The sequence below is a fragment of the Spirosoma flavus genome, assembly GCF_054778555.1.
In genome coordinates, this window is the sequence record NZ_BAAGZL010000003.1 from 742,531 (window position 1) to 762,408 (window position 19,878).

Consider the following 19,878-nt stretch of genomic DNA (forward strand, 5'->3'; position numbering starts at 1 on the left):
CTAAAAGTGCAAAAAGCGGTGTTGCAGGGTGAAGCCTGATCAGATTTACAACCAGTTTTTTTTCAATCGACGTACTTATCACAAACTGGTTTTCTGTTGGCCCGTTACTTTTCATCGCTCTTACGTCTAATACTCGATCTACCTTTGTTTATTTTGCATATTCTAAAGATATAACTGTATCGTTTCGACAAGTCACCTATCTACAATATATTCAGCAATTAATCCTAATTTAATATTTGATTATATTGATTATTTTGCGAACAGTTACATCAAATAAACTCAAGTATATGAATAAACTCCTACGTGTTATTCTACCTCTGCTTTTCCTGATTACTCAGGTAAGCTATGCACAAACCCGGACGGTTACGGGTAAGGTCTCTACGTCGGACGACAACACTGGTTTGCCGGGTGTGTCGATCACCGTGAAAGGCCGAACAGTTGGTACGTTAACCGACGCCAGCGGTAATTACAGCATCAGTGTTGAAAATGATGCTACGTTGGTTTACAGCTTTATTGGTTTTTCGACCATTGAGGAGCGCGTTGGCGATCGTTCGACGATTAACGTTCAGCTAGCCACCGATGTGCGCAACCTGAACGAAGTGGTTGTAACGGGGTATGGCCAGCAAATTAAGCGGGATCTGACCGGTAATATCGCTAAAGTCCGCTCATCTGATATTCAGGATCAGCCCGTTACTACGTTCGACCAGGCTATTCAGGGGAAAGCCGCTGGCGTTCAGGTTAATGCTGGATCGGGTAAGTTAGGGCAGGCCGTTCGCATTAACATTCGCGGTCAGTCGTCGGTATCGGCATCGAACCAGCCGCTATACGTTGTCGATGGGATTCCTATTACGACCGAAAACCTGAGTATCAACAGCGCCCCAACGAATCCATTGGCCGATATTAATCCGCTTGACATTGAGTCGATTGATATCTTGAAAGATGCCTCCGCAGCGGCTATTTATGGGTCACGGGCAGCCAATGGCGTTATCCTGATTACGACCAAGAAAGGAAAAGCAGGCAGAACAAACGTCAATTTCGGTGCTCAGTACGGTGCCAGCACGCCGACGAATAAAGTTCGGTTTCTGAATGCTGATGAATACGTAAAATTCTATCGCCGTGCAGCCGCTAACCGCGACCGTATCAGCCAGATTGATCCGGCAGATCCAGATTCGTATTCAACGTATATTGAGGATTTCTTTAATGCCCAATCACTGGGTACGTTCGGTACTACTAATCAGGTTGATACCAAATGGGGAGATCTGGCTTTTCAGGATGCCCCTTTTCAGCAGTACGACTTAAACCTGAACGGCGGAAACGAAAAAACGTCGTTCTATATTTCGGGCCAACTGCTTGACCAGAAGGGCGTTCTGATCGGAAATGCGCTAAACCGGTATACAGGACGTATTAATATCGATCATCAGGTTTCCAATCGCATCAAAGTTGGCGTGAATACGAGCATAACCCGCACGCTCAACAAGCGTCTGTCGGGCGACCGCCAGTTCGATAACCCAATGCAAATCAATGCGTTGGTTCCGCTTACACCTGCTACGGATCCGGCAACGGGTTTACCAACCGGCACCCCTCCTGGCGATGCAACCATACCGCTTTATTACAACCCGCTGATCAACCTTGGCAACACGAAGTTCAACACGACCGTTTATCGCAGCATTAGCAGCGTGTATGGTCAGTTGCAGATTATGAAAGGGCTTACGTTCCGTTCTGAATTTGGTCTCGATATTCTGAATCAGCAGGAAGAGAGGTACTGGAACAGCAAAACGGCGCGTAATTCCAGCGCTCCGCAAGGATTGGGTCAGAATCGCTACAACCGCGTTGACAACTACAACACAAACAACTTCTTTAGCTACACAACCCAACTGGGACGTAACGCCATTGATGCTACGTTGGGGATGTCGTACCAGCAATCGGAACGTAACATCAATTTTATCGAAGGGCGGGATTTTCCTTCGGATGCCTACCAGCAAATTGCCAGTGCCGCCATCAAAAGCGATGGTACATCTTCTCAGTCCCAGTACCGGTTCCTGTCTTATTTTGCGCGGGCCAACTACAAACTCGCCGACCGCTATTTAGTCGGCCTAAGTGCTCGTGTCGACGGCTCTTCTCGTTTTGGACGTAACAGTCGCTACGGTTTTTTCCCGGCAGTTTCGGCAGGTTGGGTGCTAACAGAAGAAGATTTCCTGAAGAACAATAATGCGGTTAGCTTCCTGAAATTACGGGCCAGCTATGGACGTACCGGCAATGCTGAAATTCTGACGGCCTCGAATCTATCGGTTGAAAACTTCCCCCAATTAGGGCTATACACAGGCGATGCCAAGTACGCTGGTTTGCCCGGTCAACGGCCTTCGCAACTGGCTAACCCCGACCTGAAATGGGAGACGACGGATCAGGCCGACGTAGGGATTGACTTTGGTTTCCTCAACAACCGCATCAACGGCGAAATCGATTACTATCAGAAAATCACTTCCGGATTGTTGCTGAGTGTAAACGTACCAGGCACGAGTGGTTTTGCGACGCAATTCCGTAACGTAGGTAATCTGGAAAACAAAGGCTTCGAATTCGTACTCAACACCGAAAACCTGGTTGGTGACTTCCGGTGGACAACGAGCCTGAACTTTGCCACGAACAAAAACAAGATTACCAACCTACAGGGTCAGGTAATTGAAGGTGGTTTCCAGGCCATGAGCCGGGCTGTAGAAGGTCAGCCGCTGGGCGTGTTCTTCACGCGCGAATATGCCGGTGTGAATCCCGCCAATGGCGATGCGCTCTGGTACAAGAACACGACCAGCTCCGATGGCACCGTTGATCGGACAACAACGAATGTTTATAATTCGGCAGAACGTGTCATTATTGGTAACCCACTGCCCAATTGGACGGGAGGTATTACCAATACGTTCAGCTATAAAGGTCTCAGTCTGAGTGTATTTTTCAACGGTATTTTCGGCAACAAAATCAATTTCTTCGGCGTGGGTCAGTACTCATCGGCTAACGGGATTTACGAAGATAACCAAACCGCCGATCAGTTAGCCGCCTGGACACCCGAGAACCCCAACACAAACGTACCAGAAGCACGGTTCTACCGGGCGAACGGCTCGCAAGCCTCCAGCCGCTACATTCAGGACGGAAGCTTTGTTCGGTTACGTACCGCTACGTTGGCCTACAATCTACCTAGAGCACTGATAAACAAGGTTAAATTGAATTCGGTACGTCTCTTTGTAACGGGCCAGAACCTGCTAACCTTTACTAAATACACCGGCTGGGACCCTGAAGTGAATGCTGATGATACGGTGACGAACATTGCTCAGGGCTATGATTTTTACTCAGCACCGCAGGCACGTACCATTACGGGAGGTATCAATATTGGTTTTTAGTCCACATACTCCACTAGGCATTTTTAAGTCATGAATAGATTCATAAAAAATTGGTTTCTCGCGGGTCTGACAACGATGCTTGTCACGGCCTGCGCCGGACGTCTGGATGTTTCTCCGACGCAAAGTATTGATGCTTCACAGGCACTTAATACCGAGCAGGATGTCGTTATTACACTGACCGGTACGTATGACGGACTGAGCGACATTAATCTGTATGGTGGTGGTATTCAATACATCAGCGAATTAATCGGAAATAATCGTGACGTTGTCTTTGCCGGTACGTATTCGTCATTATCTGAGTTGGCACAAAAAGCGGTTACTACGTCGAACACGGTGGTGCGCGATTTCTGGCTATTTGGATATAGTACGATCAATAGGGCCAACAGCGTACTGACTGCATTAAGTAAAGTCAGCGAAGCGAACCGGGGTAATGTTGAGGGACAAGCTCTTTTCATTCGGAGTGCTCTATATTTCGAACTGGTTAAAGCCTTTGCTAAAGACTGGAACGATGGTACACCCGCTCAAAATCCGGGCGTGCCGCTGGTGCTAACGCCAACTCAAGCGATATCGGATGCCGATTACCGGGCACGTAATACAGTTGCAGAAGTGTATACGCAACTAATAAGCGACCTCACAAAGGCGGAAGCTCAATTGCCCGCCGTACAGGCTAACGGCACTGGATTCGCTACCAAAGGAGCAGCTCAGGCGATGTTGGCGCGGGTTTATCTCCAGCAAAAGAATTATGCCGCGGCCCGTGATGCTGCCAATCGGGTAATTACGTCGGGGACGTATCAACTGACCGGCAATTTTGGAGATGCTTTCTCTGATGCAACCAATCAATCTGAAGTAATTTTCAAGATAGTCGTATCGGAACAGGATGGCGTGAATGATCTAAATACCTTTTTTGCCTCTACGCTGAATCAGGGACGGGGTGATATTCGCTTGCAACAGGCTTTCTTGCAATTGTATGAAGCCAACGACGTGCGTGGGCAGTTTATCAATAAGGCCAGTATCAATACGTTCACCAGCAAATTCAACGACCAGTTTGGCGACGTTCCGGTGGTTCGGCTAGCTGAGATGTATCTGATTCGGGCCGAAGCCAATCTTCGTCTGAATACCAGCGTTGGTGCGACTCCACTTGCCGACATAAACCTGATCCGAAGCCGTGCAAAAGCCACGCCGTTAACGGCCGCGCAACTCAACCTGGATGCGATTGCCCGCGAACGTAAGCTGGAATTAGCGTTCGAAGGCCAGCTTCTGCCCGAACTCAAACGGAATGGCACGGCGGTGGGCACAACGCCTGCCAATGCAAATAACCTTGTGTTGCCGATACCCCAACGGGAGATCGACACGAACAAGAAATTGGTTCAAAACGCTGGTTATTAGGCTAAATTGATCCTGCTCAGCCACGTAAGAGCACGCAATTTTTAATTCTCAAAATCAAAACGGCTCTGAAAGATTTCGGAGCCGTTTGTTTTGGAAGAATAGTATACGTTTGAAATTTTCATGAGTAGTTTTTTTGTCATTCTGACGAAGGAAGAATCTTAAGGTTTCTTTACCCTCTAATGGGGACACGTTAAGATTCTTCCTTCGTTAGAATGACAAAAAAGCCCACTCATTATTTAACTATTGAGCGTTAAAACAGAATTGTAATCGTCAAAAGGCAAATAAATAGAATAAGTAAGTAATATATAATAGTTAGCACAAGAGATAGGTTTCATCCATTTTATAACGTGAATCAGTGTATTGAGTATAAACAAGTCACTGTATATATCATATTATACTATTTAATAATATCCTAATAAGGCTTAAAAATTACTTTTGCTCTTCTCAAAAATCGACCATTTTATTCTATGATGAAACACGTACTTGTTGCGCGTGCAATCCGTATTTTATTTAAAGTATTACCAGTTCTCACCTTTTTCCTTTTGTCATTTACCCACAATGGTAATTATCCTAAAAAGTCAGAGAATCCCCAAGAGCATGTAAAGGCTGTTCCCACGCCAAAATTCCTAGGCCGTCCACAAACGAATGACCCCATCCGTTTTACCCTCAAAGCAGACAAGCAGCAGGTAGCTGTGGGCGAACCTCTCACGATTACCATTGTTGCATACTACCTCAATATCAGCCCTAACCTGCTGTTTACAATGGCTGGCTCCAATGCGTTTCGGCTGAAAGTGCTGCTTCCAGTAGGCTTCGTGCAAACTAGTGGCGATTACGTCGACTACGTCAGTGCCGATCTCTCTGCCGCCAAACCCACCGTTACGTATACACTGAAGGGCTACTTCACCAAAGTTGGCTCGAAAAACGAATTCCGGCTGCTACGTAGCCACGCACTGGCCGATGCCTCCAGCCTGTTCGTAGATAAAGGGCGATTAGTGGTAAACGTAACCGACGCCGACGTAGCACGCTTCAGCAAAGGAGCACGTAGCGCCGGGCCTTTGGCCTTTCAGATTGTTAGCTATGACTGTAACTCAGGTACGTTGCAATATCAATTCACTGGGGGTGATGGTTCGCCTATCAACGTAGTACTCCCCGGCATCTTCGCCGGCACTATGTACGCTGATAACCTAGCAACACACACCTTCCCCGGCGATGCCCGCACCGGACGTAGTGTGAGTGGAAACGCGAATCAGTCAGGCAACCAGATTTCAGTCAACTTCACCACCAGTTGCAACCTGACTTCGGGCGGCTCTAACCCACCGCCTACGTCGAACCCGCCCAGCAATCCCAATCCACCATCGGGCGGGAGTCTGGCCTTCCAGATTGTGAGTTATGACTGTAACTCAGGCGTATTACAATACCAGATGACGGGTGGTGACGGATCGCCAATTAACGTAGTACTACCTGGCATATTTGCTGGAACCATGTATGCCAACAACGTAGCGACGCACACGTTTCCAAGTGACGCGCGTCAGGGACGTAGCGTAAGCGGAAATGCCAGCCAGTCAGGCAACCAGATTTCGATTAGTTTTACCACCAGTTGCAATCTGAGTTCGGGCACATCGAATCCGCCTACTACGTCCAACCCACCCAGCAACCCTAATCCACCGGCTACGGGAAACTGCGGATTTAGCGAAGCCCAATTTCTGTTCTCGTTCTACAACGAGCAGATTTACGCCCATTACTACAACGGCATTCTGTTTGCTGCTTACCAGGATGCCTCTCAGGGTTTCAAACCACAGCACTGGCTTCAGGCTGCTGGCTTCGACCCCAGCCGGATAGGCTGTTTCGCGGAGAATGACCCACGAAACGGTTCTACGAATCTACCATCTAATCCGAATCCGCCATCCAGCGGCTGCGGCACAGGAAATGGTCTTACGGGTTTCTACACGAACAGCAATGACTTAGCACAAAACCTGGTAGCAGTTAGAAACGATGCTCAACTCAATTTCACCTGGGGCGGATCACCGATACCGGGAGTTGTCAGCGATGATGGTTTCTCGGTGCGTTGGTTTGGGCAGGTAGAAGCACCAGTCAGTGGTAATTATACATTCAAAACCAACAATGATGATGGCACTCGGCTATGGGTAAACGGGCAATTACTTATTGATGATTGGAACGGGCATGGTCCTACCTGGCAACAAGGTAGTATTTATTTGAATGCAGGCCAGAAATACAGTGTAGTCGTTGATTTCGTCGATTTTGGTGGTGCAGCGCAAGCGCAGCTCTATTGGGAATACCCCGGGCAGGGATTACAAATTATCCCCAGTTGTCGACTTTATTCTCTGCCCACTTCCAATGATTTTGTTGCTAACGTAGGCACTGTGTATGACTATCAGATTGATGGATTAATTATCCGTACGGATGCAACGACTAAGTTATATGCCACTAATTTACGCATCTGGCCCTGGCCTAAAAACCCGACAAGGTGCCCCAATCTTAGCCCTAAAATTCCTAAAACACCAAAACCAAGGGCACAAGATAGCGATGATCAGGATGATTGTGGCGGTGGATCATCAGGTGGTAATCCTACCGGCCCTACTTACCTTCCCCCTATTTATATACCCGATCCTGGTGGACCTAATAATCCAGGGAATCCATCAAATCCAGAAGGTGGAGGTGGCAATCCCGGCAATCCAAATCCAAGTACACCAACTTTCCCTGACCAGCAAATTCCAACTACGGCCGATTTTGAACAGATAGATTGTCAGAAAATTTCTGGTTGGGCCTTTGCTAATGCAGGTGGATACGCCTATCTGGATATTTATGCGACTAATATTTACGGGCAATTCAATAAAGTGGCTACTATAAAAGCTAATCAGGAATCGAGACCGAACATACGGGCGTACTTTAATAATCCGAATATTCCGATTGATTGTGGATTTGTCTGGGAGATTCCAGATCACTTAAAAACAGGGCGTCCTCTTTCGGTGATGGTCATGCCAATCTACAATCCGAATCCAATTGGAACCCGAACAACATCCAGCGATTGCAGTAAGCCCACGACAGGTAATCCGGGGGGAGATTATCCATACCCAGTTGATCCCAGAAATCCGCCTATTAAGAAACCTGAATCCTGTAAAGGAACAGACAGATATGGCTACCCATCTAATTTTACAGATGGCGATGATGATTATAAAGGGAATGGAGTTGCAGCCCACTACATAATTCAGACATACTATAAACAGGTGCATGCTAATGAACAGGTAGAATTAGAATATTCAATTCCCCAAAGTGGCCCAAATGGCGGTACTGGTTTTGCAGATATAGTCAATTTAAGTACATCGGAAATCTTTGAAATAAAGAGCGTAGTTGGTAAAGACCAAGGCGTTATCGAAATAGAACGTTATATTGCCAACGCTGCCTTGTATTGCAATTCAGCCAGAAATTGGCGTAAAGGAACAAGTTTCCCAAGAAAGATTGAACTTCCTTGGATCACTCCAAATAAAAAACTGGTCGTATACCTAGATGATAGAGTGCCAGAGGGAGGAGTTATTACATATGATCTTATTGGTACTATCCCCGTAAACGCTCCTGTCGCAGTAACTGAAAATGATTGGCAAAAGCTCAAAGAGTTACTGCAACAAATGGCATTAAATTTAGACGACGCTAAAAACTTAGCTACTAATTTTGTAAGGGCCAACCCTAATCTAATCGGAGCTCTGATAGGAATCGGTATTGTAGAGGTAACAACTGGTATTATCAGTGAGATTGCTAGTGTAGGTACAGCAACAATTCCAGCGGCAGCCCTAGCCGCATCTGGAGCTATATTAATCAGCGTTGCTTTACAATAAAGTAATCGAATTGAGTGCAAAGAAGAGCCCTTCTTTGCACTCAATTCGATTTTAATAATTCTCAATTTAGACATGGCAAAAAGTAATCTTAAATGGTTGTCTGATTTTGAATATCGCTACAAGCCATCAAAATCATTCTTGACTTTGATGGATAAAGAATTGCGAAGTGAGTACAGTAAATTAATGAATAAAGAGTTTGATGTACGCTTCCTATTTATCGAATTTCAAGACGATTTAAGTTACGTTGAGCAAACTGGCGAGGCTTTACTAAAAGCAAGTCCCCGTTTAGTTGCGAACTTTGCAGGTGAAGCGGTTATTTCCTGGAAACATAAATACCTAAAAAAGTTAGTACTTCCATCTGATGAAATTTCACAAGATGACGTCCATTTTCTCTGGTTACAATTAATTCTTCCGAGTCTGCTACCCACCCCAAAAAAACCTGTTGATCTGGCCAAAAAGTTAGGGCTGTATCTGAACTATCCATTTGTTGATTACATAGATACTGCTTCATTAGACGTAGAATTTTACGTGCAGGTGCAAGACTCATCGGTAATAGAGCAACTCACGAATCGAATAGAAACCTTACGTAGCAACTGGAATCATCAGGCTGATTTGGATCAATCTCGTAGGAAAGGGTATATTCACAATTTTTACCCTCATGGACATAAGGGTGAATATTTTGTGTTTCGGATGGATACGGGATCAGCAGCAGGTGAAGCCCTAAAGTTAGTCCTCAATGAATTGAATAACCCGCGTTGGGGTATTCAAAAAGTAGAGCTTCATTAAACGTAGCAGGGGCCGGATTTCTGAAATCCGGCCCCTGCTACGTTTACTGCTTCACTACTCGTTTTCTGAATACCTGCTCTCCTATCCTAATTTCGACGAAATAGAAACCGGCTGCTACGTTTCGTATGTCGAGGGTTTGCTGGAACGTATCGGACGTTTTTTGGTGATTCTGACGTATCAGTTCGGCGCCGTTTACATTTCGGACACCGAGCGTCAGGGCGCCACGTAACGGACTGGTGAATGATACCATCATCTGGCCGTCGCTGGGGTTGGGGGTTATCAGTAGAGCCTGTTCCGATGGGGGCGTGGTAGACGTAACGGTTCCTGCCCGGACGTTGATCGTTACCACCGCCGACGTACTGCACAAATCAGAACCAGAACCGGATACCGTGTAAGACGTTGTCTGCGTGGGACTGGCTACTACCTGCGGTCCTAAATTCGTATTCAGTCCTGTGCCCGACCAGTTATAAATACCAGCTCCACGGGCATTCAACGTAACGGTTTCGCCCGGATTTATAAATATGGCCGATGCAGCTACCTGTACCGACGTTTTCATACCGATCCGCGCCGTTACGTTGTGCGCTACGTTTAATCCCAAGCTATCCGCATAACGTAGCCAGCTACCTTGTTTATTCTGCCGCCAGGCGGTAGCAAAAAGCGATTCACCATTTTTGGTGGTCACCAGCGCAACCGTATCACCAGCTGCGTAGGGCAACGTAACACCAATATGGAAAGGCAGCCCACTCAACGGTACGTTCCGGTCGAACGTAACGATGGTAGGGCGGTTAGCTGCTACGTCGTTCAGAATATCTTTCAGTGGAACATCTTTTTGCTCCAGTATAGCGCCCGGCCCATTTTGGAAACCGCGCCCGTTCCAGACGGTTACGGTTACTACTGATTCGGTAGTTGCTCCTTTTGCCGCTTTAGCTACGCCGAAACGTAACGCAGCGCCTGCCAGATTGCTGTACCCCAATGAATTATCAAAAAACTCCGAAACAGCCTGACTCTGTTTACTGTTCTGCCCTGCTACGTAACCGCGTCCATTTGGTTCAGGCAATACGGTTGGCGTACCATTGAAGTTGGTTATTTCCGCACACAAGCCCTGGTTTAGTACTTCGATGTATTCGACTCGCTCCAGTGGGTCCGACTGGCCGGCCGCGTTCGAGGTCACCAGCGTCACTTTAAACTTACCGGGTTGCGTATACGTGACAACCGGGTTCTGCTGGTTTGATGTTGAAGGCGTGCCACCTTCAAATGTCCAACTCCAGCTCGTCGGGAATCCACCCGATAAATCAGTAAAGCGGACCTGTCCGCCTAACAACACCCGGCGTGTTTCAGAGCGAAAATTCGAGATGGGTTTCGTGGCCACCTGCGTTCCACAAACGTTCGATGACAGCAGACTGCTCCGGCGCGGGCTAACATCCATAACCGCGCGGATACGGGCTTTCTGATCGAGCGTGAAAATATTCATGCATGCGTCGTCCGAATAGTCCATATAGTTCTGCACCATGTTTGTGCTTCCGCAGCTAACCCGACCGGGCTGGCAACCCCGGCTTTCCGAAGCTTGGGGTGGAGTATCGGCGCAAAAATCGTCACCACAGTTAGCGTCGCCCCAAATGTGACGCAGTCCAAGCCAGTGTCCCGTTTCGTGCGTAAGTGTACGGCCAAGATTATACGTAGCGCGCATGGTTGGAAAATTACCTTTTTCGGAATTGCCGAACGAGCGATAATCGATAACAACACCATCGGTACTACCCGGAGCCGAAGTCGGAATACCTGGCAGATTCGATTGGCTGGGAAACTGCGCATAACCAAGCACCGAACCTCCTCCTGCTACGGGTTCGTTTAGGTCGACAACCCAAACGTTGTAATACTTGTCGGGGTCCCAGTATGAACTGGGTTTCAATACACCTTCAATATCATTCCGGTTCCAGTTGGCCCGGTTGCCATTAATACGGTCGACGCCAGGCTCAGCAATTGTTTGTCCCTGCTGGTTCACAACGGCCGGACAGAATTCAATTTCGATGTCGGCCCCGACAGGGTTCGTATTATACCCACGCGTGTTCACTCTCCGGCGAAAATCTTCATTCAGCGTGGCTAGTTGCGATTGCACCTGCGACAAACTGATGTTACGTCCGGAGCCAATGGCCTCTCCATTATGAACAACGTGAACAATGATCGGGATGGTAATGACCGTAGCGGCTAACCGCCCCGCCTGCATTTTCTTTTTGATTTCGAGCATTTTCACTTGTAAATCCCGCTCAAAATCGTTGAGAGTACCAAGTTCTGGATGCCGGGCACGTAGCAGGCTGTCCATTTCCATGGTTACGCACTGCTGGCGAACGGGCGTCTGCGCAAATACGCTGATCGACAGAAGCGCACACACTAGCAAACTGAGTAATAATCGTAACATACGCCTGATTAGTTGAGGGTGTTTATGACGTAGCCTTGCCTTGCTTTGTCGATAAACGTTTATTGCGGACATAGCCGCGTTACTTTGTTGTTGAGTTCAACGTAAAACGGTAACTGGCGTTGATATCCTGAAAATAATATTCGATGGTCAACGACGTCTCCGTCAGATTTTTAATGGTCCACGGATATTTACCGTTTAATATAGGCAGGTAAAATTCCAGCGTAGCGTTGGCGTTCACCAGCGCCCAGTTGTCCGTTACGTATATATCCGGATCTGTTGATGTGCATTTCGTCGCTCCCTCGCTGGCTTCCAATTTATGCTCTGCGTTTGCGTAAAACGTGAGTAAATCATCGGTAATACAGTTATCCACACCACTTTGAGTAATTGGAATCACTGACGAAGCCTGCCCATCATCAATAATCTGAAACGATACTGTTTTCCAGGTTTTCTTCTCAGTGCCGGTCAAAATTCGTGAATATGTAGGAAGTTTAGGTTCCAGTTTTTCGGTGCATCCACCCAGCACCCAAACAATACCTGGAATGAAAATTAGACGTAGTAATTGTCGCATAATCAGGCTTATTAAACGTACTGCTCGAAAGCCGGTACGTTGTTTTTCATTTAGGTGTATATGTTTGTGGGTACGTAATAGTAGTGTCTTTACCGTTGGTCATTCGAAGCGTAAACTGAAGATTTAGGGTAATCTTACGGTCTACAGGATTCCAGGCTCCTGTCCCTGAAATTCGGTCGGTTGAGTTCAGTTCCGTACTCGTCTGCGAAGGTATCGTCAGCGAATTATCACCATTATCGACAAACGTGAGCGTTGGTTTAATGGCGTTGAAATCCAGCAGGCCAATGTTCCAGTTTTTCAGGGTGTAGGTTTTGCAATCGGTACTGGTTATCTCCGCGTCTGAAATTGTGTAGTTCTGATTGCCCACTTTGCCCACACCGGTATACGAACCACCAAACAGGCAGTCGTCCTGAATTACCAGTTTAAAGGTTTTGCCAACGGGCACTTCACCTTTCCCGAAACCAACCTGCAACGAAGCCGGCGACACGCTGGTCAACGTAAAGGTCAGCGATTGCGAATCCAGAATGTTGTTGGCGTTATTAATAAGCTTCACACTGATCGCACCCGTACTCTTGTTGGCCGGAATAACTACTCTGCCTTTCGTACCGACAATCGTGTAATCTTTGCCTTCACGGGCGGTTCCACTTACTGTATAATTGATGGTGATGGCTTCGGTTAATTGTGGACCAACATTATGCACCTGTATAGCAATGGGTTGGCTATGACTTTCCTTAAAGGTCAGGGTTGTGTCCGTAAATCGAACGAAGTAAGGCCCCTCGAATGTCTTATCGAGATCCTGTTTTTCGCAACCGCTGATGCCCCATCCCGCCAACGTAACAGTCAGCAGCACCAGCAGCCAGCGGCCAGCAGAAAACGAATAGGGCTGTTTGTCTATATGTTTCATATTCGTCAGATCGACTAAATGCTTTATGCTTGATTCTGATGGTTAATAGCCCGGATTCTGGGTCAGGGCCGAATTCTGCTGAATTTCCTGTTGAGGTATGGGCCAGAGTTCGAATCGGTTATTCCAGTTGGGCGAAAAGGCCGACATGACAGCCTGCGCCCGACCGGTACGTACTAAATCATACCATCGATGCCCTTCAAAAGACAGCTCGTAGATACGTTCGCGCTCAACCGCCAGTATTACGTCGGCTTGGGCCGTCACTGAAACACCAGGCGCTTTTGCCCTGGCTCTCAACGCGTTCAGGTCGGCAATAGCGCCGTTGGTACCGGCCAATTTATTCTGCTGCGCTCTGGCTTCAGCCCGAATCAGATACATTTCGGCGAGACGCATCAACACAATGTTATTATTGTCTTCCGACGCGGTTCCATATTTCCGGACAGTCCAGCCGTTGTCATTACCACGCTGCTGCTGCGCGTCGAACGTAATGGTTTCCCGACGCGTACCAGCTTCAGCCGAAATCATCAGGCTAACGTACTGGTTAGAGGGAATGATTTCCCGGCGGCCGACCAGCAGGTTATTCAGGCTAGTAGCGCTTGTACCAGGATCATCGGAGAGGTTATAGCCAACCTCAAGAATCGACTCGGCAATAAAGTCTTTCGTGATGACGTTGGCATAGTCCGGCTCAAACTTGTAAACATTTGTATTGATCACCTGCGTCGACAAATCCTCTGCCTGCGCCCAGTTTTTCAGGTATAAATAATACCGGGCCATTGCCGCGCGGCAGTTCACTTTATTCAGATACGTAGCATTATTGGTGGCATTTGTTGAAGCCGATGTTACGTTGGGCAGATCGGTCAAAGCAGCCTGATAATCTTCGAGTACCGACGCCAGAATAGTAGCCTTTGCCACCCGCGGTACCGTCCGATTCAATACAGGGTCCGTTGTGGTTACTTTCGGTAAATCGCCGTACGTATAAGCCCCGATAAAGTTGGCCCAGCCTCGCATAAACCGAGCTTCGGCCGTCACCGTTTTGCGGGTAGCATCCGATATATTAGTAATGGCCGGCAAGCGTTCCAGTATAAAATTGGCAATGTAAACAGTCCGAAAAATGCTCACCCACAAGGCGTCTACAATGCCGTTGGTAGCCGTGATACGTTTGGTACCAAATTCAATGTTATCGGTAAACGTACCATTGGCCTGAACGTAATCGGCCGTAAAATCGCCCGCCATGATGTTGGGAGCCGACATACTACGTAAGGCGCTGTAAAGTCCAATACGAACGGGCTGTACATCATTAGGTTCGTTCAGAACCAGATTATCGACCAGCAACGTAGTGGGTTGTGGCTCGAGCACCTGCTGACACGAAGCCAGGCTAATCAGCAGAATGGCAAGGCTATATCGAATGAATTGAGTCATATTGAGATACCGCACACAACGCGAATTAAAAATTTAAAGACAGGCCCACGATTACGGTTTTAACCTGCGGCAACGTAAAAAAGTCGATTCCCTGAGCGGCCGTCGATCCATCGAGCGTGCTCACTTCCGGGTCTGGTCCCGAATAGCGGGTCAACGTCCAGATATTAGTAGCCGATGCATAAATCCGGGTATTGGTAATTTTAGCTTTGCTTACCCACTTTTTCGGTAAGTTGTAGCCCAGCGTTACGTTCTTTAGGCGCAGGAACGAACCATCCTCCAGGAATCGGCTGCTCAGGTAATTATTATACGTATCCTGATAAACATACTTTGGAACGCTCGTAATATCGCCTTCTTTCCGCCAGCGTTTAAGCGCTTGTCGCGACTGATTATTCTGCAAATCGGCGCCGGTATTTAACAACGTTACGTTCGTGAAATTGAGTACTTTGTTGCCAAGCGAGCCCTGAAAAAATACGCTCAGGTCAATGCCTTTCCAAGACACTTTGTTCGTCAAACCTCCGTATAGTTTGGGTTGCGCGTTGCCAATTACCTGTCCATCATCCGGGCTGATACGTCCATCGCCGTTTTTATCGTCGTAAATCGCATTTCCAGTGGCCGGGTCAACGCCTAAAAACTTAAGTCCCCAGAACGTACCAAGCGGCTGGCCGGGCAAAATAACGTTCGTGTTTGAAACGCCATTTCCCTGATAGCCCCGGAAAACAGGTTCCTTGCTGGCCAGCTCGACAACTTTATTGTCGTTATGCGATAGATTCAAATCGGTGGTCCAGCGAACGGGGCCGTTTGTATTGACCGTCGAAATAGTAAGTTCAACACCGCGATTCGATACTTTACCAATGTTTCCCTGAACCGAGCTAAATCCGGTAGTCTGCGGAATCGGTTGCGCAAACAGGAGTTTGTCGGTCATGTTGTCGTAAGCATCGACCGTAACACTCAGTCGCCCGTTGAAAAACGATGCATCAAAGCCAATGTTAGCTTCTCGGGTACGTTCCCACTGAAGGGTTGGGTTGGCCAGCGCGGCTGGACCTACGCCCGTGGCGCCACTGTACGTATTAGACGCCCAAGTACCTAAGAATTGGAAGTCGCCGATACGTTCATTGCCAGTAAAGCCGTAGCTCGCCCGAATTTTCAGGTCGTTAAGGAAGCGGAACTGCTCCATAAATGGCTCGCCCGATAACCGCCAGGCCACCGATGCTGATGGAAACAAACCAAACCGACGACTCTGACCAAAACGAGACGACCCATCGTAGCGGGCTGTCAACGTAGCCAGATAGCGGTCGTTATAATCATAACGGAGTTCGGCAAACGTCGACAAAAGGCCGCTGTTGGCAACGGCTGAGCCACCCTGATCCACAATACCGGCCGAATTGATGTAGGTAAAATCATCACTGGCGAATAGGCGTCCCTGTACGTTTCCACCGCGTTCGGTACGTTGCAGCACTTCAAAACCAAGTAACGTATTAAAGTGGTGTTTTTCAGCCCTTTGAAAGTTATACGTCAACGTATTCGTGTTGATCAATGTAGCCAACGTAGTACTGCTGAAAACGCCGTAACCCTGTCCGCCCACGCTTTCGAGATACCCGCCAATAGCCGTCTGCGAGGATTCGTACTGATCTTCCGTTACGTTGTTATAATCGATGCTGAGCTTTGAGCGGAAACGCAGGTTCTGAATGAATTCATATTCGGCATAAACGCCCGCCAGCAGCTTATCGGTATACGTATTGAAACGGGGTAACAACGCCTGCGCTACCGGATTGAAATTCGGGAAACCACCGTATTCTGGATCGTTGGGGCCATAAAGCCGACCTTGTTCGTTGTAGGGCGAGTAGTACGGCAGACTCTTAATAGCTCCAGAATACACGCCATCCAGAAAGTTATCGCCTTTCACCCGCTTGTTCTTCACATGCGAGATGGTAATGTTCGTTCCGAACGAAAGCTGCGACGTGGCTTTGTGGTCAAGTTTGATCTGACCCGTGTAGCGCGTAAACTGGCTATTTAGCTGCACACCTTCTTCGTCGCGATAGCTGCCACTGATGTAAAATTGAGTGCGGTCGTTACCGCCCCGGGTCGATAACTGGTATTGCTGAAAAACCCCGCGTCGAAGTATTGATTTAATCCAATCTGTATTCTGGGCATCGGTTACGCCCTTTATCAAGCCAAATTTATCGGGATCCTGCCCGGCATTGGTTACGGCTTCCCGTTGGAGATCAAGCAGTTCAGAAGAATTCAGCAAATCAGGCCGCCGGATGATTTCCGACAAACCGCGCTGTACATCAATGGTAAACGACGTTTTCTGATTCTTTCCGCGCTTGGTGGTAATGACGACTACACCATTGGCCGCCCGGGAACCGTAAATTGCTTTAGCCGACGCATCTTTCAACACTTCCATCGACTCAATGTCATTGGCATTGAACATTGAGAAAGCATTGTCGGTCTGTCCACCGAAATCGCGTCCGGTCAACGCACCATCCTCAACGGGCACCCCATCAACGATAAACAAAGGGCGGTTACTGGCTGAGATCGACGTATTACCCCGAATACGTACCATCAACCCACCACCGGGCGTACCCGACGACTGGGAAACCTGCACACCGGCTGCCTGCCCCTGCAACGCCTGGTCGAAGCTGGCAACGGGAATGTCTTTGAATTTTTCGGGGGAAACGGACGCAATAGAACCGGTGATGTCTTTTTTCTGGGTCGTATTATAACCCGTGACGACCACCTGCGCCAGCTCGTTGATAGACTCCTGCATCTGGACGTTAACAACAGTGCGGTTACCAACCGGTACTTCCTGCGTTACCAGGCCAATGGATGTGAGCAGTAAAATAGCAGAATTGTCTGCTACGTTGATGGTGTAATTACCATTGGCGTCGGTACTAACACCGTTGGTGGTGCCTTTCACCACAATATTGACGCCGGGAATCGGCTGTCCGTCCTGCGTCGACGTAACTCTACCTGTTATACGTACCCCCTGTGCCAGCAGCCAGCCTGGTAGTATGGCTAATAAAACGGACCAGCAAATAAGGCTGTAAAATTTTCTCATGTAAAGGTATTCAGTTCAAATAAAGACGTTAGAGTTGAGTTAGTCTAGTCCATTTAGGCCAAACAATATACTAAAAAAGCGAAGTAAGCTGGTATTTTCTCAAACGAAAAAAATAATCTCGTTTGTATAAGCGCGGTAACAATATACCCATATCCTGTTTTCGATTTAGCTTGAATTATGCAAACAGGGTTTTGTTTTATCTGATTCGGTTTAAACTGCCTTTAACTGTTACGTCAATTAGCGCTAGTTTGATGCAAGTGTGTTCTTTTTTACTAACCCTAACCCACCTATTTTAGGAAAGTATTGAGTTGATAGATCGTCATTAAAGAATGAGGCTCTCCATTACGTTGGAGAGCCTCAAAAAAGCATTCATGAATTGAATTTATTGTTTCGGATTCGTAGTTGGAGCACTATTCGCCGATGGCGTATTATACTTCAACTCGTTATCGGGTACGTCCCAATAGTCCAGAAAGCGGTATTCAATGGTTCCGTTGGTGCTAACTTTACCCACTTTGTCGACAATAACAGCCCCTTTGCGACCACCACCATTCGCAATCGGGTCAGTTACACCCCAACGACGAGCATCGTAGAATGACAAACCACGGAAAGCTAATCCAACCCGACGTTCGCGACGCAATTCTTCCTTAGCCTGATCGGCCGTGAGGTTAGTTCCAGCTACGGCTGCCAGTCCGGCCCCCTGCGCTTTCCGAACGTTATCAATCGACTTCAGCCCATCTTCAATTTTACCTGTATAAATGAGCGCTTCGGCTTTCATCAGCTCGTTTTCTTCGTAGCTGCCAGCCAGATATAACTCCGTTCCGCCCGGCGTCCGATCGCTCAACGTACTGACACCAGCCATTTTCTTACCTCCGTCAACCAGCATCCAGCGTGTATTAAAGGCATTCCCCCGGCTGCTTTCACCAATCCAGGGAGAGGCCCGCTGAGTGAAGTTATTAGCCAGGCGCTGGTCGCCGGTTTTATAATCCTGAATCAGGCGTTCGCTGATTTTATACGTAGCACCTGCCGATGGATCGCCCGTTGCTTTAGCGGCTACCGTACCAGTTTGTGGATTCAGGAAGTCGCCATTCTGGTTCGAGCGGCCCGTAAATACGTTATCCGTAGCGCCAATCCCTGCATTGGCCAGGGTAAGAACCTGATCCCACTGAGCCGCCGTCATCGTTTTAACCGGCGTATTTACCAGCAAATTGCGGGCTTTTAACGTACTAATGCTACGTTTCCACATATCCGGCGTAGGCACACCACCTTTACCAACCTGATTGAAACTCGGTATCAGTTGCGTCATAACGGCCGTATAGTCCGTTGAACTGGCGGGCAGCAATGAAGCCGCTTTGTCAAGGTTTTTGTTGGCCTCTTCAATGATCTTTTCTTTCGTTACGTAGTCGCTGTTTGTGCCATTGGCCGCGCTGTTGATAATACCGGCGTAGTAAATAGACCCGATCCGTGAATACGCAAATCCTTTCCACCAGTACGCCCACGCCTGAATTGTCGCTTTTTTGGCAGCCGCATCGCCCGAGAACGTAACACCGTCCGACAGGGCCAGAATTTTGTTCATCTGGCTATTCAGCGAATACATGTACCACCACTCGTGAAACAGCGGGTTTGAGCCCTGGTTCGAGTTCACGTTGGCCTGACGAATAAGCGCATACTGCGTGTTCGGCGCATTCGGGTTCACTACTTTCGTCCCGTCATCCAGAATTACATAATCGGGTGCGCCAATCTGGTTACCAAACTGGTTAGCGGCTTCCTCACCAACAATGTCACCCATCAGTTCGTGGAAGCCCATTGCCCCCGACCAGAAATAACCGGGAACGCCATCGTATAAATCGGTCTTGATTTCTTTGGCACCGTTAATGTAAGCGGCACCCTGCGCCAGGTTAATAATCCCGGATTCGGTATTGGCACTGCTAACCGTTGGCTGGTTTGGGTTCTTTACGTCCAGTTCTTCTTTACAGGACGTAGCAAACCCCAGTACCAGAGCAGCGACTAAAATCTGTATCTTTTTCATTGATAAATTCTTGAGAATTAAATGAATAACGTATACCTATCTGATAGTCAGCCGGTCACTCATTATTCATTGTCTATTATTCAT

General features: G+C 47.9%; 10 protein-coding genes. 4 read left to right on the forward strand and 6 right to left on the reverse strand.

What is annotated here, in order from left to right; genetic code table 11:
* The first annotated feature begins 287 nt into the window (after positions 1-287).
* The 4 genes from ACYVF1_RS19550 to ACYVF1_RS19565 all read left to right on the forward strand — a co-directional run bounded on the left by ACYVF1_RS19550 (position 288) and on the right by ACYVF1_RS19565 (position 9,409).
* Entirely contained in the window at positions 288-3,386 is a 3,099-nt protein-coding gene (locus ACYVF1_RS19550) for a SusC/RagA family TonB-linked outer membrane protein (protein WP_461081923.1), read from the forward strand.
* A 30-nt stretch (positions 3,387-3,416) separates the two neighbouring features.
* On the forward strand, positions 3,417-4,772 hold the full coding sequence (locus tag ACYVF1_RS19555; protein ID WP_461081925.1) for a RagB/SusD family nutrient uptake outer membrane protein: 1,356 nt from the start codon (positions 3,417-3,419) through the stop codon (positions 4,770-4,772).
* A 542-nt stretch (positions 4,773-5,314) separates the two neighbouring features.
* Positions 5,315-8,623 (forward strand): PA14 domain-containing protein, encoded by a 3,309-nt coding sequence (locus tag ACYVF1_RS19560; RefSeq protein ID WP_461081927.1) that lies wholly within the window; start codon positions 5,315-5,317, stop codon positions 8,621-8,623.
* A 72-nt stretch (positions 8,624-8,695) separates the two neighbouring features.
* Positions 8,696-9,409, forward strand: coding sequence for a hypothetical protein (locus tag ACYVF1_RS19565; RefSeq protein ID WP_461081929.1), 714 nt, complete (start codon positions 8,696-8,698; stop codon positions 9,407-9,409).
* A 43-nt stretch (positions 9,410-9,452) separates the two neighbouring features.
* On the opposite strand, the gene ACYVF1_RS19570 is transcribed toward ACYVF1_RS19565, so the two are convergent.
* The 6 genes from ACYVF1_RS19570 to ACYVF1_RS19595 form a co-directional block, all read right to left on the reverse strand.
* A complete protein-coding gene (locus tag ACYVF1_RS19570) occupies positions 9,453-11,822 on the reverse strand; it encodes a M43 family zinc metalloprotease (RefSeq protein WP_461081931.1) in 2,370 nt (789 codons plus the stop codon).
* A gap of 79 nt (positions 11,823-11,901) precedes the next feature.
* Entirely contained in the window at positions 11,902-12,390 is a 489-nt protein-coding gene (locus ACYVF1_RS19575) for a hypothetical protein (protein ID WP_461081933.1), read from the reverse strand.
* Between the two features lie 46 nt (positions 12,391-12,436).
* Positions 12,437-13,294, reverse strand: coding sequence for a hypothetical protein (locus ACYVF1_RS19580; RefSeq protein ID WP_461081935.1), 858 nt, complete (start codon positions 13,292-13,294; stop codon positions 12,437-12,439).
* 42 nt (positions 13,295-13,336) lie between these two features.
* The gene (locus tag ACYVF1_RS19585; protein ID WP_461081937.1) at positions 13,337-14,710 is read right to left on the reverse strand and encodes a RagB/SusD family nutrient uptake outer membrane protein; all 1,374 of its coding nucleotides are present in this window, start codon (positions 14,708-14,710) and stop codon (positions 13,337-13,339) included.
* 25 nt (positions 14,711-14,735) lie between these two features.
* Complete coding sequence (locus tag ACYVF1_RS19590; RefSeq protein WP_461081939.1) at positions 14,736-17,768, reverse strand: SusC/RagA family TonB-linked outer membrane protein; 3,033 nt, start codon at positions 17,766-17,768, stop codon at positions 14,736-14,738.
* Between the two features lie 382 nt (positions 17,769-18,150).
* Entirely contained in the window at positions 18,151-19,794 is a 1,644-nt protein-coding gene (locus tag ACYVF1_RS19595) for a RagB/SusD family nutrient uptake outer membrane protein (protein WP_461081941.1), read from the reverse strand.
* Positions 19,795-19,878: the final 84 nt, after the last annotated feature.